Genomic DNA, 25,503 nt, shown 5'->3' with positions numbered 1-25,503 from the left:
AAATAGAAACGGGCTATAAAATAAACAACAGGATTATGGGCGACTGAATTCAGGGTTCGTGATAAATTCTTGATCTGTCAGCGTTTTCAAAAATGTTATGATCGCCTTTTTTTCTTCCTCTTTCAACTTTAACCCTTTTTCAGGCAGTTTCAAATCCAGCGTGGGTGATGTTTTAATTTCTTCAGAATAATGGTCCAGCACATCTTCCAGGCTCTCAAACCTGCCATCGTGCATGTAGGGAGCGGTGAGCGCAATGTTGCGTAATGTCGGTGTTTTAAAACGTCCAATATCAGCCGTCTTGTAAGTAACCCGGAACCTTCCCTGAAAAATACCTTCCAGGGCATCGTTGCTAAAATCTGCATCAATGCCATTGTTATGATAATCATGATCAGTGAATAACTCACCGGCATGACAGCCCTGGCATTTTTCCTGAACAAGCTGCCAACCAATCAATTCCTGAGGCGATAAATTTCCTCCGGGCTCATTTCTCCGGTATTTATCGTACCGGGAACTGGCCGAAACCAGGCTTCTTTGAAACTGAGCCAGCGCTTTCACCACACTTTGCGAGGTAATTTTCTCATTGAAAGCAACTTTAAACCTCGTTACATAATCCGGAACAGCATTCAGTTCGTCAACCAATTCGAACAAATCCTGATGCATTTCGTCGGCGGCGGTTAACGGACCAAATGCCTGGGATTCCAGATTTGTGGAACCTCCATCCCAAAAAAGCCCGTTCCCCGCCCATGCCAGATTGATGAGTGCCGGGGCATGCCTATGTAACGTTGTTCCTGAAACACCGGCATTGCCCAGCGCTTTGCCGTCACTAAAAGCCAGTTTGGGTTCATGACAGCTTGCGCAGGAAATTTTGTTATTGCCAGAAAGCCGAACATCGTAAAACAGCAATCTGCCCAGAGCGATCCCCTCTTTCGTCATCGGGTTTTCACGGTTTTCCAGCGGAGCCGGAAAATTGGCCGGAACCTCAAACTGATAAGGCTGAGATCCCGGTTCAACTTTCGGATTATCATGGCAAGCCGCCAGAACAAAACTTAAACCAGCAATATGGAAAGCTAAGTTTTTCAATAGCACCTGATTTATTTTGAAATCGCACTGAAAGAGAGCGCCTTCGTTCCATAGTTATTTGCCAAAGCCGACATGATCGTGGCCTGTGCAGCATTTACTTTTGGGGTTTTGATCAAGTCAATTCCATCGACAATACGGGTCACATCCAGGTTAAGCACCACACCTTTGGTGGTTGCAAAATTGACAGGTGTTGTAAAATCAAGAGAAACCGTTTTGTAATTGGCGTTCAAACCTGTTTCTGCTGTAAAATCTCCGCCCGTTGTCCCCTCCTTCACCGTGCCACCCACCGAAGTAAAAATATAACTCGTGTGCCACATCCAGGCAATATTGCTCATGCCATTGGCAATGGTCAGTTCGCCATCGGCAAGGCTCAGGTTATCGTTGTGTCTGGCATCCACACCGATAGAAAATTTGATGCTTTTGTACTCCCCTGCCGGAATATCCTCGACCTCAATGGTCTCTCTTTTGCGGGCAGGATAGGTAAGCTTATCTGCAATAGTACCGGACAGGTTCAGATCGCCCACTTCCTCCATCAGGTAATATGAATTGGGAACGAGATATTCTGCGCCCTTTGCGTCAACCAATGTGACATTGCTAACCCAGTACCGGAGTTTTGAAAAGTTATAGGTCCGGCTGCCAATCGTAAAATCCTTATTTAAAGCAAAATCAGCAGAACCAACACGAGCATCAAACGTGATACTCGTTTTTGAATTTGTAACAGGTGCCACGTCCGACGCATCATCGTTACTGTCACAGGAAGAAAATATAAAAGCCGCCAGAGCGAAAATGAAAATTCGTTTCATAAATGTTTTTGTTTACTAAAATCAGGAAAGGTAATTTGGTTGAAATCTGTTGGCGTTACACATGATTCCCCCGGCCACATTTTTCTGAATGTGTGATTAATCCGACAGGCGGAAAGAATAAAGGGGTGTGATAAAACCAGAAAATCGATGCAAAACCTATATCCTGGGCGGTCTCAGTAAACGCGATGCGGGAGAAAGATAAACGGCAAGCTGATAGAAAAAACCGGGTTTTTCTTTCAGGTGCAAAAGATCGGCAGAAAATTGAAATGCGGTAACTCCCTGAGCAAAAAGCTGCAACACAGGCAAATTTTGAACCTGATTTGTTGTCTCCTTGTCCTTGTTATCTTCCTGCTCTTTGAGTTTTCGGGCCAGGTAACATTTGCCGTTACATTTCAGCTCGGGCCGCTGACGATTTTCACAAAGTACCTTTGCAATGTAATCGCGGTTTAAATGGAAATACGCGATCGTTCCCCACGGACTAACCGTTGGCAGCATTATCGAAAACAACAACAAATAGGCTGTAAAGACGCGCATTGATTTTAATTAAAGGGCATTTCCAACACCCGGATCTGATAACGCCGGATCACGAATAAACTGATCGTCGCTTAATGTCCGCAGGAACAGAATGATACTTTGCTTTTCTGAGGCCGTCAGGTTAACACCGACTTTTCCGCCGGCCAGTTTGAAAACATCATCCAAAGTCTCTGACGACTGCATCGAATCGGTATAGTGATTAAGTACCTGCTCCAAAGTGACGAACCGGCCGTCGTGCATATAGGGCGCGGTGAGCGCAACATTTCTCAAACTTGGCACCTTGAATTTGTTCAGGTCGCTGTTGTTTTTAGTGATCGCGTAACGTCCCTGATCATTTATCTTATTCGGCGGCAGGCCATTATTCCGGAAGCTGAAATCGGTAAATAATTCACCGCTATGACATGAGGAGCACTTTTGTTTGAAAAGTACCATGCCTGCTTTTTCGTCGGCCGTGAAAGCAGCAACGTCACCCAGCACATAATAATCGTATTTCGAATTGGCCGAAACGATTGTCATCATAAACTGCGACAAGGCTTTCCTTACCTTTTCAGAAGTAATTTCCGTTGTACCATACGCAGCCTTGAACATTTTAGGATAATCCACCTGCACTTTGGAGGCCGGATTGGGTGTTGCCCTCAGTTTCACCAGGATATTGTCCATGGTTTCATCCATTTCCACCTTATTCTGAATCGGATTGAGCGGAACAGAATCGAGCTCATGCACATTTCCATCCCAGAAAAATGACGTATTCCATGCAAGGTTCTGAACAGCAGGCGCATTTCGTGTGCCCAGCTTATCGTCCACACCATGACTTAGTTCATGACCGTGATGCGTGAAAGCAGACTGCTGCTGATGACAGGTGCCGCATCCGATGATATTGGTACGGGAAAGGATGCCATCATAAAACAAAAACTTGCCCAGTAAAACGCCCTCGGCCGTCAGAGGATTTTTGGTGAGGTCATAAACCGGATCAGGAAAATGTTTTGGTTTCACCCATTGCAGCGGCGTCGGCCCGGTTGGTTCAGGATCCGGATCAGGATTATCCGTACCTCCTCCCGACCCCGAGCAGGCTATCCCCATCAGCAACATGACTAATGACACGCTCAAAAGCAGGCAAATCCTCTTCACAACAACATGAAACGTTTTATCCATAAATGATTTCAGCGACGGGCTCGTTTATTTTGCCTGACTATTCTGTTTTAGCTCTCCAAAACTAAACATCGATTTGTAATTATTGGCCACGCCTACCGACAAAACCGGATCGGCCATAATGCTCGGATTTTTATCAAAGCTGATCGGGTTGGGACCGTTATAAACCTTCTCCACATCGGCATACAATTTCACGCTCGGAATGCTGTCGCCTTTCACAATGGCCTTGCTTCCTCCAAAATCAATTTTAACCGTTTTGATGTTATTGACCGTTTTCTGGTTAAACCCTCCAAACAGGCCGATATGGTAATAAAACTTGCCATTGGAAGCGGACGATTGCGGCGAGGCGCCTTCCAGTTTAAGAAAAATGTAGCCCGAGTTCCATGCCCAGTACATACCATCTCCCGACATTTCGCCCGACGGATCCAAAGTGCCTCCTCTTTTCTCGATCCCGGAAACACTGCGCAGGCTGTCTACCCCGATGATATATTCAATTCCCGAATAATTTCCATCAGGCAGGTTATTTAAAGAAACAATCTGGGATTTCGGATCAGACTCCACAATTCTGAAATAACTCGAATCCTGCGGGATCGTATAACTTTGTCCATCTTCACGCAGAAGCTTGATATTGGAAACAAAATAATTGAACCGGGATATCGTAAGACTTTCGCCAAGACTATTGGTATAGGTTTTGTTGTCAAGAACAAGGTCCTGCTTTCCCACCACGTTGTCAAATTGCAGCAGCAATTTGCCTTTTCCGGCCACTAATCCGGGATCCTTGATTTCATCAGAGTCATCTTTACAGGCTACGAACAGCAAAGAAGCCACCATTAAAAGAAGAGATAAATACACCAGTTTTTTCATACTATTTATAAAACTAAATAAGATTCTGTTATAAAAAATCAGACATTTACTTACGGACGGTTACTTTCAAAAAACGGCTAAACAGCAGATTTTGATATAGCACCGCAGCCAAGTCGTATATTAAATTTCAGGAGCTCTGAAATCTCTAAAAAAGAAAGCCGACCTGTACCAGTATCCTTTCCTTCGCGACCACATGCCCCGAATTACTTTTCTGTGCAATGGGTTTCTGGCCGTTAATGCCGAGAGTCCAGCGGTTTGAGAAAAGATTCAAGCCTACCGTTCCGTTTAACTGCCTGCCACCCGTTTCATCCAAAACCACATCATTTTTTGTCCCCCGTGCGGATTGCTCCGCATAAAGGCCAACGGTTGGTGTCAGCGTCATTTTCCCCACTTTGAAAGACCGGTACAAATCCATGGTCCCGTACAACTGATTTCCAAAATGATACTCCTGCGAGTTGGTCGTATTGAATTTTCTTGAAACATTAAAACCCAGTCCCCACTGATCCAGATTCACCGTATAAAATGCGTTCAGGATAAAATCTGTACTGCCTGTACCCGGTTGAAAATTGGCGTTGGCCACCTGCAAAACGTCGTTTTCATCATACTTGAAACGGCCCGTCGGAAGTTTAATCCCACCGCCGACCATCAGCGTATGCGTAAATTTTGAAGAATTTTCCCGGTCCATGAGCGTATTCAGAATGTTGTAATTGGCGAGGATGGTCATGTCGCCAAAACCATTCTGTTTTTTAGTCCCGGACGTAGTGATCTGCTGATCCATCCGATATGGCAAAAACGCCATGATCTGCACCCGTTTTATCGGAAAGAACCGTGCATAAAGTTCTGTAACGTTAAATTTCTCTTCCGTGCGTAAAACCTGGCTTGCAGGGTGCGTCGTGAAATTCAGATGGTTGTAACGGATACCAATAACCGACTTGTTGGATTGCGGCATAAGCCCGAAGTAGGATCCGCTGTTTGCACACCCGCATATGTCACAGGCCTGCGAAAAAATCGGTGCCAAAAGCAGGGTCATTAAAAAGCTGCGTATTTTCATCGTTAAAAATTTATAATGCGTTGCCAATTCCGGGATCGGAAAAGGATTTATTTTTTATAAAGTTGTCGTCACTCAGTGTTCTGAGAAAAGATATAATGCTCTCTTTTTCAGTTTCGCTGAGATTAAGTCCCGGCTTCCCGCCAGCCCTCAGCAATGGATCCAGTGTTTCGGAATTTATTACCTTATCGGTGTAATGTTCCATGACCTCACCCAACGTTTTGTAACGGCCGTCGTGCATGTAGGGCGCTGTGAAACTGATATTCCGAAGACTCGGCACTTTGAATTTGTACTTATCCGCTTCGCTTTTTGTCACTTCATAACGTCCCTGATCGTTGGCCTTTAAAGGCGCCAAACCATTATTTCTGAAACTGAAATTGGTAAACAGCTCACCTTCATGACACGATCCGCAATTTTGCCGGAACAGTTTTAGCCCTTCTTTTTCTTCCGTTGAAAGCGCTGTAACATCACCCAGGGCAAACTTGTCGTAACGCGATTCGGCCGAAACCATGGTGGTCATAAACTGCGACAAAGCCTTCATCATTCGTTCCGTGGTGATCTCCGGTGTACCAAATGCAGCCTTGAACATTTTAGGATAATCTACCTGCACCTTTGCCGATTTATCAGGCGTGTTCCGCAGTTTTTCAAGCACATGGTTTACGGTTTCGCCCATTTCTACCGGGTTTTCGATCGGGTTGAAAGGGACAAAATCCATATCAAACACGCCGCCATCCCAAAAGAAAGCCGGGTTCCAGGCCATGTTTTGAATCGAAGGCGAGTTGCGTCTTCCAAGCTGGTCGTTGACGCCGTGACTTAATTCATGTCCATGATGCGTAAAAGCAGACTGCTGCTGATGACAGGTTCCGCATCCGATGATCTGGTTGCTGGAAAGGATGCCGTCGTAAAAAAGAAACTTACCCAATTCTACGCCTTCTTCGGTCAATGGATTCTTGGTCAGGTTGTAAACGGGATCCGGGAAATTTGCCGGCTTTTTCCATGCCAGCGGTGTTGGTCCGGACGGTTCCGGCTCCTGGTTATTTTCTTCCGGTTTGCATGCACCCAGCATGACGCCTATCCACATCACACCAATCAACAAGACCAGAACAGGTCTTATCAGTCGTTTTTGCTCCAATATTTTCTTAATTGATTTCACTGTTTTTCACGGTTATCATCAATGAGCACTGGACGTAGGATGGATGTGATCCAGACTGAACATCGTTGTATAATTGTTGGCCAGCGGAGCAGTCAGTTCAGGGGTTGTCGCCTGCGGCAAACCGGCTATGCTGACTTTCGTGATGCCATCAAATATTTTCAGAATGTTGATAAGTAAATGTGCCTCCGGCGACTTGCTTGTCGTGACAGTCGCTGTGGTTCCGGTAAAAGGAACGCTTATCGTTTTGATGTTATTGGCTGTTTTCGTTGTCAATCCGCCAAAACCTTTGATCTGATATGCAAATTTGTTGCCGTTCGCAGCAGGCGCTGCCGCAGACGTCCCTTCCAGCTTTAAGAAAGTGTAGCCTTCGTTGGCATCTGAATACATCGCCGCACCTGCTTTTCCAGCCCCGGTATCCAGTACACCTGTCCGTTTTGACGCCGCAGCTACGGTTCTGGCACTGTCCACGCCCAGCATAAAAGTAACGCCTGAATAATCCCCGACGGGTACATTTTCCAGCCTTACTTCATAACTTTCTTTATCAGCGGCATTGACCAAAAAATAGCTCGAATCCTGCGGAATCACATACTGGCTTCCATCCCTGCGAAGCAATTTGAAATTGGAAACATAATAACTCAGCGCCGAAACACGAAAACTCTCTCCGCTGGCATTTTTATAATTCGTGTTGTTAAGCGCAAGAAGCTCGTTACCAACCGTGTTATCAAAATAAAAAACGATATCACCTCGGCCGTTTCCATCGGTTGGTTTGGGCTCGTCGGAGCCGCAGGAGAACAACAGTGCAGAGAGGAAAATAAAAATATATAAAATTGAAAAGCCTGGTTTCATACAATCTTGTTTAAACTGAAAATTCAAAAACAGGTAAATACGAATCCCTTTTCCCGTTCGGTTCAAACGGAAAAATTCATGCAATCAGTCTGCCTTTTGGCAAAATGAAAGTCGTAAATACCCTTAAAAGAAATCAGTTAAACCAGAGGCGGATGAAAAATATCGGCCACAGCATTACGTGCAGCAAAAGGAGATTTGTATTGATAATTGACGGGCATCCGCACTGCAAAAGCGACCGGCGGTGCTGAATAAACAGCCTGACTGTTATCCATTACCTGATACAAAAGATGAGATAAATAGTCGTTCTCAGCCTGACGTGCTTCTTTTTCCTTAGCCTCGGCAATGCGTTTGGCGAGATAACACTTCCCGTCGCAATGCATCATCGGCTTGTCGCGGTTTACGCACAAATTGGCAATAATGTAGTCGCGGCGGATCTCAAAATCCAGATATAACAACGGAAGCACCCACGCTTTTACAAGCATCAGCGTAAGCAAGCTTAACGCAATCCATTGTTTTTTGGGATTTTTCAATTGTTAATCAGCGAGATAAGAATCTTTACCTTTTTTCAGAGGTTACAAATATAGGCAAGAAACCTTCACAACCGCTTTCCAAACTATGTTATTTGCAATTCTTCGTATGGTAAAAGACGATTTATACAAAATTGTTTACCGCAAAAATCAATAGCTACACCGGCAAATGAGCGGTGTATATCAGAATAAGATAAAATAATATTGTAGTTTTATATAAAAAATCGCAGGATTGCATCCCTTTTATCGAACTCGCATCGCTCTCAAGAATTTAAATGCCCAGCCCTACTGAACCAAATACAGACGAATCTGAACTATGGAATGCTTTTCGTGCAGGGGATGATATCGCCTTTGGAAAAATCGCACGACAGTACTACCGCAGTCTGTTTAGCTATGGCGTCAAATTTTCCAGAGACCGTGAATTTGTCAAGGATTGCATTCAGGATTTGTTTCTCGAATTATGGGCAAAAAGAGAAACGATCGGCGACACAGGTTTTGTGAAATTTTATCTTCTGAAATCATTACGCAGGAAAATTCACCGCGAAAGCCTGAAACAACCATGGCTTTCGGATGAAGACGATATGGATTTTGAATCTGAAAATCTTGGTGAAAACTCCATTGAACAGCAGATTATCGAAATTGAAACGAATGAAGCGATGCTGAAAATGCTGAACCAGCAGATTAACCTGCTGACCAAACGCCAGCAGGAAATTATTTATCTCCGCTTTTTCGAAAACCTCGACAACGAATCGATTGCACAGGTTATGTCCATCTCCAAACAGTCTGTTGCCAATTTATTGTACCGCACGATTCAGGAACTGAAAGACAAATTATAGCCCGTTGCTCATCGAAAAACGTCTTTTTGAAGTTTTTTCAAAAAAAAGTGAAATATTTTGATTATTTCATGTTAGCCGCTGCCTATGTATAAGTAGAAGCCAATAATAACATGAATCAATACCAAGAATATAGCCTTGAAGATTTTGTATTAGACGCCCGGTTTCAAAATTGGGTGCGATACAAACGTGATGCCGACAATACTTTCTGGGAAAACTACCTGATCCATAACCCTGCCCAGGCGCAGGAGATTGCACGGGCGCAGGCATTGCTGGAAAGTGTTTACGTACATTACGAAACACACCTTGACGAAAGTGAAATCGATTTCGAAATTCAGGAGTTGTTAAGTAAGGTCCGCAATGAAAAAGAAACGGCGTTCACAGCAGTTTCCGAAACGAAAAGCCTTACCTCAACGTGGAATATTTTCAGCAGAAGCTCCGTTTTCTGGGCGGCGGCAACCGTTGTGATGATGTTGAGTCTGGGCTGGGTTTATCAGCGTTACCGTATCAGCGACAGCAATTACGAAAGACTTACAGCCGGGAAACCATTACACGAAGAAGAAAACGAAACAAAAACGAATAAGGTCATTACCCTGTCGGATGGCAGTAAGGTGACAATGTTTCCCCATTCGAAGATCAGTTTTCCTGAAAAATTTCTCGTTGAAAAGCGTGAAGTCTATCTATCGGGCGAGGCGTCTTTTGAAGTTTCCAAAGATCCTAAAAGGCCGTTTCTGGTGTATGCCAATGAATTGGTTACCAAAGTTTTGGGAACAAGTTTTACAATCAATGCCAAAGACGCGGCTTTAAAAACGACCGTTGAAGTGAAGGAGGGTAAAGTTTCGGTGTTCAGGCAAAAAGATTTTACCGAGACCAAAGACCAGAAAGTACTTAAATCCAAAGGTATGGTCCTTACCGCGAATCAAAAGATGGTTTACGAACGGGAAACAACGAATATGTCAAAAACCATCCGTGATACTCCTGAGGTGGTTGATGGTGATGATGCTGCCACTTTTGATTTTGTAAATGCACCGGCTTCCCAGGTTTTGGGTGATCTGGAAGATGCTTATCAGGTAGATATTATTTTCGACAAAGACCTTCTCCGCGGCTGCCCGGTAACGGCTTCACTGACCCGCCAGTCGCTGTTTCAAAAGCTTGATATAATCTGCGAAGTGATCGAAGCCCGCTATGAAATGCTGGACGGACAGATCATCGTATATAGTAAAGGTTGCAAAAATTAAGCTAAAAAATTCTTTTAACCCTATCTCAACATTTATGTAAAAAACAAAATACAGTTAAAAAAAAGAGTCGGATGATGCTACCAACATCTCCGACCCTCATGAATCCCCCAAGTTGCTTTCGGAACCAACAAGACATCCTTCGCAAAAAGGATGCAGGGGACCGTTTTACCAAATCTAACCTCAATAAAACATTCAAATGTATGAAAGAAGCGTGTAATTTTCAAGTAATTCTAAGAGCCATGCGTATCTCGCTCTATCAGTTAATAATTGCCATATGGGCTTTGGGTAACGCCAATGCGACGGAAGGAAACGCCCAGACATTATTAAGCAGAAAAATCAGCCTTAATGCCGAAAACAAAGAGGTTGAAAATATATTACAAAGTATTGAAAAACAGATCAACGGAAAATTTGTATTCAGTACAAAAATCATCAGAGGAGATCGTAAAATAAATCTGAAAGTTAATCAACAGCCTTTGTACAAAGTATTGGACGAAGCCCTGAAACCACTTGAACTTACTTACCGTGTGACTGATAACCTGATCATCATCAGCCGCACGTCAAAGGAAGGGGCGCAATCTCTGAACGGGATAAAAAGTAAGGCGCCAAACTATACGGTTTCTGGTAAAATAAAGGACAGTAAAGGAGAAACACTGGGTGGCGTGACCGTGCTGTTGAACTATAAAAGCAATGGCGTAGTGACGGATATGAACGGTGCTTTCTCTTTTGTTGACATTCCCGAAGGCACTTATACGCTTTCCGTAAGCAGCATCGGTTTCACAGCTGTAAAAAAAGAAATTCAGGTGATCGGCGGCGATTTGCAGATTGATATCGATCTAAAAGACGATATTCTTCAATTGCAGGAAATTGTGGTGACAGGCGGAAACCCGAAAAAGAAAATCGAAAGTAGTGTGGCCATCACCACGATCAATAATAAGGACATTCAAACCAGAGCACCATTAAATAGCACAGATCTACTTAAAGCAATTCCCGGATTAACGGTTGAAAGTACAGGTGGCGACGGCCCTGGTAACGTATGGGTACGTGGTTTTCCGCAGCAGGGAGGTTATATTTTCCTGGGTATCATGGAGGACGGATTGCCGGTTTTACCTACTGGTTATAATTCACTTCCTTCCGTTGACCAATATTATAAAACGGATCTTACGATCAGAAACATTGAAGCGGTAAGAGGTGGCAACGCGTCGATCGTGATGGCCAATACGCCTGGTGCCGTAATCAATAACCTGAGCTACACCGGCGCTGAAAAAACATATGGTAAGTTTAAAGCTACAACGGGTTTATCACAAGGACTTTACCGTCTGGATGGTAACGTAGGCGGAAAAGTAAACAGCAATATCCGTTACAACATCGGTGGTTTTTACCGTACGGATAAAGGAATTGTTTCACCAGGTTATACGGCCAATCAGGGTGGACAGTTGAAAGGTAACATGACTTACAACTTTAAAAATCAGAAAGGATTTGTACGTGTCTACGGAAAATACCTGAACGATAAGGTGCAATGGATGCTGACAAGTTTTTACCCATACGACGGCACCGGAAAACCTACGAAAACGAGTTCTTTTGATATGGTAAGCCAGTCTCTGGCAACGATTGATACGAAATTCAGCTACACTGCGGCAGACGGCGTGACTAGAAATTACGATATGTCTGACGGTATACATACCAAACATGGAGCCGGCGGTTTTCAGTTTAATTATACGACAGATCAAGGCTGGGAAATCAATAACAACTTCCGTTACCAGCACACCAACATGAACGTAACGGCCGGGATTCCTGCCAGTAATGTAGCCTACAATGGCACAACGCAATATTACTACCTGGATGGCACTGCAGCTTCCTTGAAAGCCGGTGACAGACTTGTGAATGTGACAGGTGTGACGCAAAAATTGAAGGATATTCAGATTGTGAATTACCTCGATCTTAAAAAGACTTATGGCAATCACAGTCTTTTAATTGGCGCAGGAATTCACCAGTACAACCGTAACGACGGACCGAACTATAACTTCTCTTACTTGCAGGAATTCAAGGAAAAACCGAGAAGACTTATTACTTCGCCAACGGCTGCGCAAATCACGCCGCTGACACTGGCAACAGTAATCGGTGATTCCAGAACATTATCTGCATATGCTTCGGACGAAATTACGCTGAATGCAAACTGGCGACTGGATTTGGGTGCCCGCATCGACAACCAGAATGTGGATGGGAAAAGACCTTTTTACGCATACAAAACCGACGGTACACCAGATTACACAAAAGCTTCGACTTTGGTGATTGCTGACTATACCAAATATTCTGAAAACGTGACAAACTGGGCAGCGACAGCGGGTTTGAACTATAAAATCAATAATGCAGCAGCTTTGTTCGCCAGAGCAACAAGAGCTTACAACGCACCCAATATCGCCGATTACAACGCTACGGCTTATAATCCCGAGAAAATCAAGAAACGTCCGGTTTACTTAGGTGAAATTGGTTTTAAATATGCTAAAAACGATTTCTCACTTTTTGCATCAGCCAGTTATTCGGCTATCAAAAACGTTTCTTTGTCCATCACCGTACCAACGGTTTCGTCGGGAAATCAGGTCTTGCTGGCATTTGGATCAACAAGAACGTACAGTGCAGAATTTGAAGCATCTTACAAAGTCACTAAGTCACTGAACTTACGTTTAACGGGTACAGTTCAAGATTCGAAATACACGGATTATTCTGCAAGTACCAATACAAACTCGGCGATCGTGGCGATTCTGGGAGATACGACGTACAGTTTTACAGGAAAAAGAACAGAACGCGTTCCTGTACTGAATACCGAGCTGTCAGCAACGTATGATTACAAGAAATTCAACATTTATCTGGCAGGAAGTTATATCGGCAGCCGGTTCACAGCTCCAAGTAACAGCTACAAATTACCTGCCTATGCTTTGATGAAAGGCGGCGTGGGTTACAGTTTCACTAAAAATCTGAATGCAAGATTTTGGGTAGATAACCTGCTCAATGCAAGAGTATTGACAGAGGGTGATGTGCGCGGTGACCAGTTCCGCAATTTCTCCGCTGTTGAAAAAGGCACAATGATGCCAGGAAGAGCCTTGCTTCCAAGAAGCTTATGGCTATCATTGGCCTTCGAGTTTTAATACTGATGGATGGAAAGAAGGGTGTCGGATTTTCGGGTCCGGCACCACTTCGCAATTAACCATTTTTTCTTAAAATATTATTATATTTCAAGACTACTATAAACCTGACTATATGATTGATCCATCCGCCATTTATCCTGACATTTTAAATTTCACCAAAACTGCAATCAAGATGGCCGGCCTCGCGTGCCTTGCTTCCTTTACGATGCAGGACAGTCCGCCCAAACCCGATGAAAGCAGGTTTACACCGGTCGTAATCGCCGACAATCTGGATGAACCCATGGTTTTTGAAGTTCTGAAAGATGGTTCCGCTTATATCATTGAAAGAAAAGGCGCGCTGAAAAAGTACAATGCGGCTACAAAAACGACAGACCTTATTGCCACCATTCCCGTTAACACAAAATATACCAGTGCCGACGGGGTTGTAAAAGAAGCAGAAGAGGGTTTGATGGGGTTTACGATGGACCCGAACTATGAAAAAAATCACTGGATTTATCTTTACTACGCGCATCCCACAGAAAAAAAACACGTTCTGGCCCGTTGGGAAATAAGAGACGAACAACTGGTTGAAAGTTCAAAAAAAACGGTTCTGGAAGTTGAAACCCAGCGCGAAGTTTGCTGCCATACCGGCGGCGGGATGACCTGGGATAAAGCGGGTAACCTTTTTCTGACGGTTGGAAATAACACAGGAAATCAAAAAGCCGCACAAACGGACGAACGTGAAGGACGCAGCAGCTGGGATGACCAGGGACATGCGGGCAATACCAATGATTTAAGAGGAAAAATATTAAGGATCCACCCGGAAGCCGACGGAAGTTATACCATTCCGGAAGGAAACCTTTATCCAAAAGGAACGCCCAGCGGTGACGACCGCCGAACCAGACCTGAAATTTATTCGATGGGGCACCGCAATCCATGGCGCATTTCCATTGACAGCAAGACCAATTATGTGTACTGGGGCGAAGTAGGTCCGGATGCAAATGAAGATTCAGATATCGGGCCAAGAGGTTATGATGAATTGAACCAGGCGCGTAAACCGGGGAATTTCGGCTGGCCGTGGTTTGTGGCCGACAATCAGGCTTTTCCTGTTTATGACTACGCCGCGAACAAACCACTTGCCAAAAAAGACCCCGAACACCTTGTCAATACTTCGCCAAACAATACCGGCTTAAAAGAGCTGCCTGCAACGGCACCCAATTTTATCTATTATCCTTACGGGGTTTCTGAAAAATTCCCGCTTGTGGGTTCAGGTTCAAGAAGTGCTACCGGCGGACCGATTTATCATAAGTCGGATTTTACAAATCCTAAACGTCCATGGCCAGCGTATTATGAAAATAAATGGATCGCAGCAGATTTTTCGCGCGGCTGGATTATGGCGATCAGTATGAAGGAAAACGGCGATTATGAATCAATGGAGAGAGTGCTTCCAGGTTATCATCCGGTACAGCCGATTGATATCAAATTCGGTCCCGATGGTGATTTGTATATTCTGGAATATGGCAGTAACTGGTTCAGAAAAAGTGATAACTCGCGTCTGATCCGGATTGAATACAATGGTGGAAACCGCAAACCGATCGTTCAGGTTTCGACCGATAAAAAAGGAGGTACGGTTCCTTTTCAGGCAAAATTATCGTCGGAAGGCACGAAAGATTTTGATGGCGACGCTTTAAAATACAGCTGGAAAATTACCGGTGCAGGTGTCGCGCCAAAGACTTTAACCACGGCAAACCCGAGTGTTTCTTTTGATAAACCCGGTGTTTATAATGTCGCTTTGACGGTTACCGACTCTAAAGGAGCCAGCAACAGCCAATCTCTAAAAATTGTAGCAGGAAATGAGCCACCGAAAGTGGCTGTAAACCTTGCCGGAAACAGTTCATTTTTCTTCGCCGGCAAACCGATTGATTACGCAGTCAGTGTCAGCGATAAGGAAGACGGCAGTTTGGTCGATGGAAAGATCAAGGCTGATCAGGTTGCTGTCAGCGTAGATTACACGTCCGAGGGTTTTGACTACGCCGAAGTCGTGCAAAGCCAGCGAAGTGTGGATGCTTCCACGCAGTTTGCTGTGGCGCAGGTTTTGATGAGTAAAAGCGACTGCAAGGTTTGTCATCAGCCAAACACGAAATCGGTAGGACCATCTTTCGCCGACATTTCAAATAAATACAAAGGTCAGTCGGGAGCGCTGGAAAAACTCGTCAAAAAAGTACTGGAAGGCGGATCCGGTGTTTGGGGAGAAGTAGCCATGGCGGCCCACCCTGCCCTGCCTGTGGCTGATGCAGAGGTTATTGTCAAATACATTCTGAACAGCACTGACAAAACTTTGAGCACGCTTCCGGTAAAAGGCTCCTACACGCCCGAAATCCCAAAAGGAGATAATGGAAAAGGATCGGTGTTAATCAGGGCAGCATTTACCGACAGAGCCATAAGCGGCGCCAAAACCATTCCTGCACAGACATCGGAAGAAATGATCGTTTTACGAAATCCCGAAATTTATGCCGCGGAAGCTCCCGTGATTAAAGGTGCTGAATTAAAAGCACTTGGCGTTGCCGGGTTAGGTTTTAGTCTGGTTGCCTTTAACAACAGTTATCTGGCATTTAAAGGCATTGACTTATCCGGCATAGACAAACTTGAATTTGATGCCTCGGCACAGAAAAGAGAAGGCAGTGTTGGCGGAACCATCGAAATCAGGCTTGACTCACCGACTGGCGTGCTCGTCGGCGAACAAAAAGTTGAGATGGCTCCCGAAGTTGACATAGCCAAAGTGATGGCAGAAATGGAAAGTGAGAAAAAGAACGCCAAGCCGGGTACACCAGCCAAGCCTTTCAATCCTTTCGCAAGACCGCCCGTTCATGTTAAAATCAAGGATACAAAGGGCAAACATGATATTTATTTTGTGTTCAGAAATGACAACGCCAAAGCGATTCAGCCTTTGTTATCTTTTTCAAAAGTCACTTTTCAACAATAACAAACAATCAGGATTTAACTTCTAATTTCTTTTTATATGAATAACGACAGAAGACATTTTTTGAAAAAAGCAGGCGCAATTGCGGCTGGTAGCCTGGCCCTGCCCTACCTATCCAAAGCATCGGGTCTGACAGACTTATTTGCAGCGGAAAAGTCCGTGGGTATCCAGTTGTTCACTGTTTTTGAAAAAATGAACAATGACCCGAAAGGAACGCTTGAAAAAATCGCCGCCATCGGATACAAGGAAATCGAATCGGCGTTCAGTACGCGCGGCGGATATTATGGTTATAAGCCAAAGGAATTCAAAAAGGTCGTTGAAGACCTGGGTATGACATGGAGAGCACACCATGCGCTTGGAGCTCCTTTTAAATTACCTCCGGGCCGTAAATTACCGGTGGGATCGGACGGAAAACCGATCACCATCCCGACCATGATGAATCTACGCGATAATTATCAGCAACTGGTTGACGACGCGGCAGAAGCACAACTCAGTTTTTTAGTTTGTGCGAGCACCCCGGTTGGTACGCTGGACGAGGTTAAAAATTCGATTGAAGTGTTTCAAAAAACCGGCGAAGCCAGTAAAAAGGCGGGAATAGGTTTTGCTTATCACAATCACGCCACGGAATTTGATCCTGTGGAAGGCGGAAAAACGGCTTATGAGCTGGTTCTTTCGCAAACGGATAAGGATCTTGTAAAAATGGAACTTGACCTGGCCTGGGCGACCAAAGCCGGAAAAGATCCGGTGGCCTTGTTTAAAGAACATCCAGGCCGTTTCCCGCTGTGGCATGTGAAGGATATCAAAAAAGACCTTCAGACAATAACAGAAGTGGGTACCGGTGTGGTTGAATTCAAACGAATTTTTGAGGCCGCGCAAATTGCCGGTTTAAAATATTTCTTTGTCGAGTACGACCTGGCACCTTCGCTTGATACCGTGCAGACCTGTTACACAAATTTAAAAAAGGTAATCGGGTAGGTTTTTGAGGGAGAGAAGTCAAGTTTTGAAAACGGGGACGCCCAGTCTTGACTTCTCTTTTTTCACAATACCCAAAACCAGTTATCATCAAATATACCGGTCGCTGATCATTTCATGATTTGAAAACGCTCCCGCTACGGTTCCTGCCGCCACCGCCGACGATACCGACCGTAAACGCGAAGTATTATCACCCGCAGCAAATATTCCCGCCACAGAAGTTTTGCCAAACTCGTTGACCTTGATGTAACCTGCATCATTTATTTCACATCCTATCCTGGCCGGAATATCCGTATGCTGCTGAAACGGCAGTTTCGCATACAATGCATCCAGTTTTTCACTGGTTCCATCCTGGAATACGACGGCACTTAATTGTCCGTTATCATGTAACAATGCTTTGATTTCCTTCTCGACAATCCTAAAATCCGGATTCGAAATTTTATTGAAAACCGCTTTGTCAAAAGTTGCTTTCCCATTCGTAAAAAGCGTTAATTTTTGCGTCCAGTTATCAATCAGTTTGACAAATTCCAGTGCCCCTTCCCCATTCATAAAAATTCCGGTTTTCTGGCCTCTGTATTCGTAGCCGTGACAATAAGGGCAATGAATTACGGAAATTCCCCAGCTCTCAGGGAATCCGGGAATGTCGGGCATGATATCTCTTACGCCCGTGGCAAAAATTATTTTCTTTGCCGTAAATGTTCCTTTTTCTTCCGTTACAAGCTTAAAATTATTGTTTGCCCCGATCACATCAACCACCGTATCGCTTTCAAAACGAACGGTTGGATAAGCCAATACCTGCTCTTTGGCCAATGCCGATATTTCGGCTGGTTTGACACCATCCTGTGTGATGAAATTATGCGAATGCGGCGTTTGTCTGTTGCAGGGTTTACCGGCATCAATAATCAGCACTTTCCGAATGGCCCTTCCCAAAGCCATAGCAGCGGACAACCCGGCATAACTGCCTCCAATAATCACCACATCAAAATCCCTGTTTCCCATTATGCTTTGTCTATAAAAATTATTGAAATCCATTTTGTCATTATTTTATTCTAAATTTCTCATATCTGAGACATTACAATGTAAAAAATTTTATGCTAAAATTCCTTTGCTCAATGAATACCATGCGAACTTTTTAATGTTGATCCGGGCAACGTTACCTGCCTTTTCCGCATTAATAGCCGCGGTAACAATACCGGCACATAACATTTCAATCCATTCGGTGGTCAATCCGCCTGTGATTAAACCCTTGTTTTGAAGGTCTTCGATCGTGCTTTTGAACTTGTTAAAAGTCCTGTCATAATCAGAGCAGTTTTTATTCCCTGCGGAATGGTTATGATGCTCGTTATTATGCAGTTTGTGAAAAAAGGAGAATTTCACACCGCAATCGATCGCGGCATAAAGCATGTGTTCAAATCTTTCCAGTGGTTCGGTGTAAGTGGCATAAACGGCACCAATGCTGCTTCTGCAACTTTCCTGCATGGTATGATGACAAGCCGCCAAAAGATCATTTCTGTCCTTAAAATACCGGTGCAAGGTTCTCCGGGTAACTTCAGCCTTTTCTGCGACTGTTTCCAACGGCGCCGAAAAGTCTTCGTTAAAAATGGCTATTGCTGCGTCCGTAATCTTTTGCTTTGTGTCTTTCATCACCTCCATATTTTCAAACAAAACTATGTCATATTTCTCAGATATGAGACATTTTGTTTGAGAAATATTTTCCATACGAAAATCTTTCGGTCAGATTTAGGGTAAAACAAAGCGAAGTTGTCAGTGATGTAAACAAATTAGCTATGAAAAAATACTTCTTTACACTGCTCGCCGGACTATATTCCGTCACCGCACAAGCCCAGCCGGCCCAGGTCGTGAAAGGACGGGTAATCGATACCGAATCTCAGCAACCCGTCATTGGCGCCAACGTTGTAATCACTTCCCTGAATCCTGTTATTGGCAACACGACGGATACAGAAGGGTATTTCAGGATCGAAAATGTCCCCGTCGGCCGTCACTCTTTCAAGATTACGAGCGTAGGTTATGACCATGCTTTCTTACAGGAAATCACCGTCGGTTCCGGCAAGGAAGTAGAGCTGAATATAAAATTGACGGAGTCTTTTAAGGCATTAGACGAAGTGGTGATCAAGGCGCAAAAAGAAAACGGAGCACCATTGAATGATATGGTCAGTGTAAGTGGCCGCTCTTTCACCGTCGACCAGACCAAGCGATTCGCCGCCGCCGTGAACGATCCTGCCCGCATGGCCCTCTCCTTTGCAGGCGTAGCCACCAACGATGATGGCAACAACCAGATCATTGTAAGGGGAAACAGTCCCAAGGGCATGTTGTGGCGCATGGAAGGCGTGGAAATCCCAAATCCCAACCATTTTGCACAGGAAGGTTCCAGTGGCGGCGGTATCAGTGCGTTAAGTGCAAACGTTCTTGGAAACTCCGATTTCCTGACCGGAGCATTTCCTGCGGAGTACGGCAACGCAACTTCCGGTGTTTTTGACCTGAAACTCAGAAAAGGTAATAACGAAAAACGTGAATACGCCATGCAGGCAGGTGTTCTCGGACTCGATTTTGCTGCGGAAGGACCCATCGGTCCCAAAGGTGGTGCTTCTTATCTTGCCAATTATCGATACTCCACCCTGGCTGTGCTTAACAAAATCGGGCTGAATATTCAGGGCGACTTTTCCAACACGTTTCAGGATGGTGCCTTTAAAGTCTACATTCCTTATGGCGACAAAGCCGTCGTTTCGGTATGGGGTTTGGGCGGACTAAGTACTTCATCGGCAGACAATGAAGATCTTAAAGAAAAATTTCAGTCCAACCGTGGTGTTGTCGGCGTCAATTATCTGCGTTTCATTAACAATAAATCTTATTTCGAAAATACCGTATCGTATTCTGCCACAAAACAAAGCGACGAATTTTACGACAAAATAAGGCAAACCAATTACCAGCAGGATTTCGTCAATCAGGCACTCCGGATTTCATTGTTATACAACTATAAAATGAACGCCAGAAATACATTCCGGCTGGGTGTTATCGTCAACCATTACAATTTCAATCTTTTTGATAAAGATGATGAAGACGGCCCCTATGTGGTAAAGGTAAATCAGGAGGGAAGTACGGAATTATTTCAGGCGTACGGACAGTGGAAACATCGTCTCACCTCTACATTAACCCTGAACGCCGGTATTCATGCCATGTTACTTGCGCTGAACGACCAAAGCTCCATTGAACCCCGGCTGGGCTTAAAATGGGCTGTTGCGCCAAAACATACGTTCAGCCTGGGAGCCGGTTTACATAGCAAAACAGAATCCATCTCTACCTATTTTGCCCAGGTCAACATCGGCGATAACCGCACCGATGACCTGAATAAAAACCTGAAACTGATGAAATCTGCACACGCCGTGGCGGGTTACGAATTCCGGCCTTCGGCAAGCTGGCGGGTGATGTCAGAAATATACTATCAGCATCATTACAACATCCCCATCGGCCCTGCTAATACCACTACGCCGTTTTTGCTCCATAACTCGCAACTTAATGAAATAAGTGGTTTTGTAACAGACACGCTGACAAGTGATGGCAAAGGACGCAGTTATGGTCTTGAACTGACAGTCGAAAAATCGCTCACCAATGGTATTTATTTCATGAGCACCACATCGCTTTACCAGTCGAAATATACAGGACGTGATGGTATCGAGCGGGACAGTCGTTTCAATGGAAAATTTGTACAGAATGTTCTGGCAGGAAAGGAATGGAAAGTAGGTAAAAACAAAACCAACATTTTTGCCGCCAATATCAAGCTGTTGGCAGCAGGCGGAAACCGCACCACGCCGATTGACCTGGAACAATCACGAAAAGACAGAAAAACGGTTTACGACTGGACAAAAAGTTATTCTGAACAATTGCCAATGTATTTCCGTACCGATCTGAGGGTGAGTTATACCAAAAACAGAAAACGCACGTCTTCCACCCTCTCCCTCGATATCCAGAATGTTACCAACCGTTTGAACGCTTTCGACCGCTATTACGAATTAAAAAATGACCGGGTTAAATTAATTACCCAGACTGGTTTATTACCGATTTTGAATTACAGACTGGAATTTTGAGCAGGCTTACGAGTCAAGTATTTCCTGGGCATAAGACGATATCATCATCGTAATTATGCCCGGGAAAGCCATACAAGCCCGTTGATTTATTTGCCTGAACGGTTACACGTATAGCGTTGAGAGTAAGTATTTAATCCCTAAGACCCAGCTCCTGTTTTACGGCTGAATAATTTGTCCAGTCAATATGTTTCAAACGGCCTCCCGTGGCAGGCGGAATAATCACCCAGCGAAATTCCAGGTCGAAATCAATCGGTTCCAGCCGTGGCTGGCCATAGGTCAGGTCAAAGTTCATGGTACCTTTGCTGTCGCGTACCTGCATGAAAAAGCCCAAAGCAAGGTCCTGGTTTGCGGTTGGGAGGGAAAAAACAACATTATCTCTTCCTGAATTCCGGTAATAAGCCATTACCAGCGCCTTATCCAGATTAGCCTGTGTAATGGTCTTCTCATCCAGAGATACCAAAAAGTAGGATGAATTCTGATTGGCTACCCATGCCGTACTGGCGACCTTCGTCCAGGCTGAGACCACCAGATTGGCCGTGGAACCCGCTACACCCTGTATTCCCTGTGCCCCGGCGGGCCCGGCCGGACCCGCCGGACCGACTTCTCCGTCTTCTCCTTTGCAAGCAAGCAAACACGTAAACAGTGCTATGGCGAGGAGCCATTTGCAACTCAAAAATCGCATAGTTTTTGTCATTTCATTAAGAGGTAAGGAGGTACTTTAAACTTTCAGATCGCATCGGATATGACCCAAGCCTATCCGTCCTCCAAATGCCTTGATACACACTTGGAGCTATCGAAAATGCAGCCCTGCCAGCTACCGTTAACTAATTGACTGGCAGTAATATAACTTCTTAAATATATAAAATAAAATTTGCATTTTTAAAGAAAAAACAGTAATTTTTAGGTAATACTTTTCCGCACTCTTTTTATTCACCTTACCTCTTTTTTAACCATGAGACAAGCTATACTAGTACTGATGTATTGTCTGCTGTCTTCGCTGGAAGCGCTTTGTCAGACACCCGTTGTTGTGCGCGGGCCATACCTCCAGATGGCCTACTCTATCAGGCGAAATGAAAATTTTACGCGTAGTTCCGTAACGATCCGCTGGCGAACAGATATCCCGACGTTGGGCCGTGTGGTATACGCAGAAGAATTCGAGGGATTAAGCAACGGGGGCAGGATTGTGGACGAAACCACGGCCTCTACCGAACATAAGATTATCCTGACAGACCTTGCCACGGACCGACTTTATAACTATTATATCGGAACTGCCTACAATTACTCCAATCCGACCGAACAGACTCTCATTTTAGAAAAATCAGTCAATCATGTGTTCCGGACGCCTCCTCCGCCTGGTTCAAAGAAGAAAATACAAATGTGGGTGCTTGGCGATTTCGGGGCATTGCCTAAAACAGATTTCAATAACCGACAGGACAGCACCATCGCATCGTTTCAGAATTATATGACGGTAAACAAAACCGGCCCAATGGACCTTTGGCTATGGCTTGGCGATAACGCCTACGAACAGGGAACGGAGGCGCAATATCAGGACCATATTTTTGATAAAGGGAGGGGCCGGTACGACTGGATTTTCCGACAGACTCCGTTTTATGCAACTCCGGGAAATCATGATTACTACGACGGCGCGTTAACAGTTCCTCAACGGGAAACCAACCGTTTTACAAAAAATGTCCATTATTACTCCGTGGCCGACAACTTTAAAAATGGTGAAGGCGGAGGAGAACCTTCCGGGACGGAAGCGTATTATTCTTTCAACTACGGTAACATCCATTTCATCAGTCTGGATACCTATGGATATGAAAAATCAGGTGACACGCCGGTCAAGATACTGACCACAAGCGGTGAGCAGTATAAATGGCTGAAAAGGGACCTGGTAAAAGCCAAAGCGGATCCTGATATCAACTGGGTCATCGTTTTTACGCATATGCCGCCATACAGTGGAGGCTCACACAATTCCGATACGGAAGATGAGCTGACAGCCACACGCCAGAATCTGATCCCGCTACTGGATTCTAACAAAGTTGATATCGTACTCGGCGGACACAGCCATGATTATCAACGTTCCCGGTTAATGCGGGGCCATTCTCAGACATCGGCTTCCTTCAATCAGGCCACACATAACCCTGCTGTCGGCAGCAATGCCCAGGGAAGCGGAAGATACGACGGCACAGCCAATTCATGTTTTTATTACAAAACGAGCGCAGCAACCCAGAACGAGGGGATCATTTATGTCGTAAACGGTGGTGGCGGCAGGCCAAACGAAGGTACGGCAAGCCAGCTGCTTCAAAATCCGTCGCTGATCAGTAAAATCATGCAATCGGCCATTTTCATGGGAGGGTCTATGCACATCGAGGTTGAAAACAAACGTCTTACTGCCAAATTTATCGGTACCAATAAGCAAGTGCTCGACCAGTTTGTGATCTACAAGGATCTGGACAATTTCACTGTTCCCCGAACCGACAGCACCACGCGGATTGCAACCTGCGAATGCACCGAGGCACTCAACCAGAATACAAGTTTTACGCATTACACCGACAACAACGCCAATCTGCTGTTGTCCATCAATAAACATGACATCAACATTGGCAAAGTGGGTGTGGCGCCTTTTGAAGTAAAACTGAGCGGCGCTGCCGGACGCACCAATGTCGGGGCTTTTTTCCCCGACAATTATGTGAGAGCCGACAGAACCCGGTCGTTCAGCTCGAACTGGCGGATCATGAACCGCTACTGGTCGGTTAAGCCTGCCACTGAGCTTAGCGGTACACAACAGGTAACCGTCCGGCATTATTACAAACAGGAAGACCTGGCCAGTATATTCTGGGGAGTAAGTGCCGAGGATCTGGTATTTCGTGAATATCTGAAATTCTACAAAATCAACAGCATCAGCACGGCCTATAACCTGGACCCCAAAGCAGGAAAACACAACACATTGCAGGGAGCAACGGCCTTTAACAAAGACGGAATCTGGATCTATGACAAGAGCTCAGACATTACGCCTGCTCAGGCCTCGTTGAATCACTTCAAGAATCGCTACATTGGAAACTTCCCGTCATATTTTCATTATCTGTTGTCAGACACACATTATGGGGAGTTTGTAGTGGGCAGACTGGCGGGTGGAGGTGGTATTGGCGGCCAGGGTTCCGGACGGAATCCAAGAGGTTCACTCACACTGATCTCGTCCGGCGACCAGTGGAAATATCTGGCCACCGGCGTAAAACCCGTGGATTATATCAATGTGCCGGGCGGTGTCACCGAAGTTCTAAGCTGGAAGGGCAGTAATAAAATCATAGACTATTACAATACGTTTGTAAGCTGGCCACAGGGAGTTGCTCCTTTTGGTTATTCACCCAACGGTGAAGATTCCGAGCGTTGGACGATTCCCGCATGTCCCGCTGAACTGGCCTGTTACGAGATTAATGCCAATGAAGCACATCTGATCCCGGGTTGCGTGACAACGCCCTGCGGGAACCGTTGGACGACCTATTATTTCAGAAAAACGTTTGCTGCGCCGGATCTTTCCAATACGATTTATAAATCCATCATCGTCAACTATAAACGTGATGATGGTGTCATCATTTATGTCAACGGCAAAGAGTTATTACCCCGCGACCCCAATATGCCCACGCGCCCCATTACGGACACGACATTCTCCAATGGCTCTCCCGAGTATATCTGGCAAACCGTTGTGATCCCCAACGACGGCAACTATTTCCGGAAAGAACCATTCAACGCAACCAACACCGTCGCGGTTGAACTGCATCAAAACAGCCTGACCAGTTCGGACGTTCAATTCGACATGGAGGTGGTTTTAAGTCAGGATGCACTGACAGCGCCGGCTCGTGTGGGTACTACGGAAGTGCCGCAAGCCGCAGGAACATTAAGTACTCTCTACCCTAACCCGACTGATAACAAGGTATATTTCAGCACGCCGTTACTCTACGAAACGGTTAGAATTACCGATGCCAGGGGCGTGGTTGTTCGCTATCTTTCTGTGCCGGGAAGCCTTACAGAACTGGACTTATCCGGTTTTTCAGCAGGTGCATTTATTTTGTCAAGCCAGAATAAGGACAAGGTTATACATTACAAAATCATCAAAAAATAGCCGATACGAATCGATTCATAAACTTCCACAGAGAACAAACGAAACGGAGAAAGGTCTGGCGGCTACGCCGGACCTTTCTCTTGTCCAATGAATTAAAAATGACGGCGATTTTATTGTCACCAGCCCAA

The 25,503-nt window shown here is 45.0% G+C and carries 19 protein-coding genes; 7 read left to right on the top strand and 12 right to left on the bottom strand.

Features of this window, described 5'->3' with window-relative positions; genetic code table 11:
* Positions 1-33 precede the first annotated feature (33 nt).
* The 9 genes from M1L62_RS23590 to M1L62_RS23550 form a co-directional block, all read right to left on the bottom strand.
* Complete coding sequence (locus tag M1L62_RS23590; RefSeq protein WP_254562103.1) at positions 34-1,080, bottom strand: cytochrome-c peroxidase; 1,047 nt, start codon at positions 1,078-1,080, stop codon at positions 34-36.
* Between the two features lie 11 nt (positions 1,081-1,091).
* Complete coding sequence (locus M1L62_RS23585; RefSeq protein ID WP_254562102.1) at positions 1,092-1,883, bottom strand: MbnP family protein; 792 nt, start codon at positions 1,881-1,883, stop codon at positions 1,092-1,094.
* Between the two features lie 156 nt (positions 1,884-2,039).
* Complete coding sequence (locus tag M1L62_RS23580) at positions 2,040-2,417, bottom strand: hypothetical protein (protein WP_254562101.1); 378 nt, start codon at positions 2,415-2,417, stop codon at positions 2,040-2,042.
* Positions 2,418-2,426: 9 nt separating this feature from the next.
* Positions 2,427-3,569 carry a cytochrome-c peroxidase gene (locus tag M1L62_RS23575; protein WP_254562100.1) on the bottom strand — a complete coding sequence of 381 codons (1,143 nt, stop codon included), beginning with the start codon at positions 3,567-3,569 and terminating at the stop codon, positions 2,427-2,429.
* A gap of 24 nt (positions 3,570-3,593) precedes the next feature.
* Positions 3,594-4,430, bottom strand: a complete 837-nt coding sequence (locus tag M1L62_RS23570) for an MbnP family protein (protein WP_254562099.1) — start codon at positions 4,428-4,430, stop codon at positions 3,594-3,596.
* Between the two features lie 145 nt (positions 4,431-4,575).
* Entirely contained in the window at positions 4,576-5,481 is a 906-nt protein-coding gene (locus tag M1L62_RS23565; RefSeq protein WP_254562098.1) for a transporter family protein, read from the bottom strand.
* 10 nt (positions 5,482-5,491) lie between these two features.
* Complete coding sequence (locus M1L62_RS23560; protein ID WP_254562097.1) at positions 5,492-6,631, bottom strand: cytochrome-c peroxidase; 1,140 nt, start codon at positions 6,629-6,631, stop codon at positions 5,492-5,494.
* 18 nt (positions 6,632-6,649) lie between these two features.
* A complete protein-coding gene (locus M1L62_RS23555; RefSeq protein WP_254562096.1) occupies positions 6,650-7,477 on the bottom strand; it encodes an MbnP family protein in 828 nt (275 codons plus the stop codon).
* 137 nt (positions 7,478-7,614) lie between these two features.
* On the bottom strand, positions 7,615-8,007 hold the full coding sequence (locus M1L62_RS23550; protein ID WP_254562095.1) for a hypothetical protein: 393 nt from the start codon (positions 8,005-8,007) through the stop codon (positions 7,615-7,617).
* A 272-nt stretch (positions 8,008-8,279) separates the two neighbouring features.
* Here M1L62_RS23550 and M1L62_RS23545 point away from each other — a divergent pair, with 272 nt between their 5' ends.
* The 5 genes from M1L62_RS23545 (at position 8,280) to M1L62_RS23525 (ending at position 17,152) form a co-directional block, all read left to right on the top strand.
* On the top strand, positions 8,280-8,840 hold the full coding sequence (locus tag M1L62_RS23545; protein ID WP_254562094.1) for an RNA polymerase sigma factor: 561 nt from the start codon (positions 8,280-8,282) through the stop codon (positions 8,838-8,840).
* Positions 8,841-8,950: 110 nt separating this feature from the next.
* Positions 8,951-10,075 carry a FecR family protein gene (locus tag M1L62_RS23540; RefSeq protein ID WP_254562093.1) on the top strand — a complete coding sequence of 375 codons (1,125 nt, stop codon included), beginning with the start codon at positions 8,951-8,953 and terminating at the stop codon, positions 10,073-10,075.
* A 200-nt stretch (positions 10,076-10,275) separates the two neighbouring features.
* On the top strand, positions 10,276-13,218 hold the full coding sequence (locus tag M1L62_RS23535; protein WP_254562092.1) for a TonB-dependent receptor domain-containing protein: 2,943 nt from the start codon (positions 10,276-10,278) through the stop codon (positions 13,216-13,218).
* Positions 13,219-13,330: 112 nt separating this feature from the next.
* A complete protein-coding gene (locus M1L62_RS23530) occupies positions 13,331-16,180 on the top strand; it encodes a PQQ-dependent sugar dehydrogenase (protein WP_254562091.1) in 2,850 nt (949 codons plus the stop codon).
* A gap of 36 nt (positions 16,181-16,216) precedes the next feature.
* Positions 16,217-17,152 (top strand): sugar phosphate isomerase/epimerase family protein, encoded by a 936-nt coding sequence (locus M1L62_RS23525; protein WP_254562090.1) that lies wholly within the window; start codon positions 16,217-16,219, stop codon positions 17,150-17,152.
* An 87-nt stretch (positions 17,153-17,239) separates the two neighbouring features.
* Here M1L62_RS23525 and M1L62_RS23520 read toward each other — a convergent pair whose 3' ends face one another.
* Together M1L62_RS23520 and M1L62_RS23515 are read right to left on the bottom strand one after the other, a co-directional pair.
* On the bottom strand, positions 17,240-18,148 hold the full coding sequence (locus tag M1L62_RS23520) for an NAD(P)/FAD-dependent oxidoreductase (protein ID WP_254562089.1): 909 nt from the start codon (positions 18,146-18,148) through the stop codon (positions 17,240-17,242).
* Positions 18,149-18,238: 90 nt separating this feature from the next.
* The gene (locus M1L62_RS23515) at positions 18,239-18,793 is read right to left on the bottom strand and encodes a TetR/AcrR family transcriptional regulator (protein WP_254562088.1); all 555 of its coding nucleotides are present in this window, start codon (positions 18,791-18,793) and stop codon (positions 18,239-18,241) included.
* A 143-nt stretch (positions 18,794-18,936) separates the two neighbouring features.
* Between M1L62_RS23515 and M1L62_RS23510 the strand changes: the two genes are divergently transcribed.
* Positions 18,937-21,252 carry a TonB-dependent receptor gene (locus tag M1L62_RS23510; protein ID WP_254562087.1) on the top strand — a complete coding sequence of 772 codons (2,316 nt, stop codon included), beginning with the start codon at positions 18,937-18,939 and terminating at the stop codon, positions 21,250-21,252.
* A gap of 130 nt (positions 21,253-21,382) precedes the next feature.
* On the opposite strand, the gene M1L62_RS23505 is transcribed toward M1L62_RS23510, so the two are convergent.
* Positions 21,383-21,946 (bottom strand): hypothetical protein, encoded by a 564-nt coding sequence (locus tag M1L62_RS23505; protein ID WP_254562086.1) that lies wholly within the window; start codon positions 21,944-21,946, stop codon positions 21,383-21,385.
* 258 nt (positions 21,947-22,204) lie between these two features.
* On the opposite strand from M1L62_RS23505, the gene M1L62_RS23500 reads away from it, so the two are divergent.
* The gene (locus M1L62_RS23500) at positions 22,205-25,375 is read left to right on the top strand and encodes a metallophosphoesterase (RefSeq protein ID WP_254562085.1); all 3,171 of its coding nucleotides are present in this window, start codon (positions 22,205-22,207) and stop codon (positions 25,373-25,375) included.
* Positions 25,376-25,503 lie beyond the last annotated feature (128 nt).

Origin of the sequence: Dyadobacter diqingensis (assembly GCF_024220585.1) — a bacterium.
Lineage (GTDB): Bacteria > Bacteroidota > Bacteroidia > Cytophagales > Spirosomataceae > Dyadobacter > Dyadobacter diqingensis.
The sequence above is the reverse complement of the archived record's forward strand: the minus strand, read 5'-3'. Positions and strand labels throughout refer to the sequence as shown.

Excerpts from the sequence above, each read along its gene's own strand:
- M1L62_RS23545 (WP_254562094.1), top strand. The coding sequence starts at position 8,280 with ATGCCCAGCCCTACTGAACCAAATACAGACGAATCTGAACTATGGAAT.
- M1L62_RS23555 (WP_254562096.1), bottom strand. The coding sequence starts at position 7,477 with ATGAAACCAGGCTTTTCAATTTTATATATTTTTATTTTCCTCTCTGCA.
- M1L62_RS23570 (WP_254562099.1), bottom strand. The coding sequence starts at position 4,430 with ATGAAAAAACTGGTGTATTTATCTCTTCTTTTAATGGTGGCTTCTTTG.
- M1L62_RS23575 (WP_254562100.1), bottom strand. The coding sequence starts at position 3,569 with ATGGATAAAACGTTTCATGTTGTTGTGAAGAGGATTTGCCTGCTTTTG.
- M1L62_RS23515 (WP_254562088.1), bottom strand. The coding sequence starts at position 18,793 with ATGAAAGACACAAAGCAAAAGATTACGGACGCAGCAATAGCCATTTTT.
- M1L62_RS23525 (WP_254562090.1), top strand. The coding sequence starts at position 16,217 with ATGAATAACGACAGAAGACATTTTTTGAAAAAAGCAGGCGCAATTGCG.
- M1L62_RS23535 (WP_254562092.1), top strand. The coding sequence starts at position 10,276 with ATGAAAGAAGCGTGTAATTTTCAAGTAATTCTAAGAGCCATGCGTATC.
- M1L62_RS23580 (WP_254562101.1), bottom strand. The coding sequence starts at position 2,417 with ATGCGCGTCTTTACAGCCTATTTGTTGTTGTTTTCGATAATGCTGCCA.
- M1L62_RS23565 (WP_254562098.1), bottom strand. The coding sequence starts at position 5,481 with ATGAAAATACGCAGCTTTTTAATGACCCTGCTTTTGGCACCGATTTTT.
- M1L62_RS23500 (WP_254562085.1), top strand. The coding sequence starts at position 22,205 with ATGAGACAAGCTATACTAGTACTGATGTATTGTCTGCTGTCTTCGCTG.
- M1L62_RS23530 (WP_254562091.1), top strand. The coding sequence starts at position 13,331 with ATGATTGATCCATCCGCCATTTATCCTGACATTTTAAATTTCACCAAA.
- M1L62_RS23505 (WP_254562086.1), bottom strand. The coding sequence starts at position 21,946 with ATGACAAAAACTATGCGATTTTTGAGTTGCAAATGGCTCCTCGCCATA.
- M1L62_RS23510 (WP_254562087.1), top strand. The coding sequence starts at position 18,937 with ATGAAAAAATACTTCTTTACACTGCTCGCCGGACTATATTCCGTCACC.
- M1L62_RS23540 (WP_254562093.1), top strand. The coding sequence starts at position 8,951 with ATGAATCAATACCAAGAATATAGCCTTGAAGATTTTGTATTAGACGCC.
- M1L62_RS23520 (WP_254562089.1), bottom strand. The coding sequence starts at position 18,148 with ATGGGAAACAGGGATTTTGATGTGGTGATTATTGGAGGCAGTTATGCC.
- M1L62_RS23585 (WP_254562102.1), bottom strand. The coding sequence starts at position 1,883 with ATGAAACGAATTTTCATTTTCGCTCTGGCGGCTTTTATATTTTCTTCC.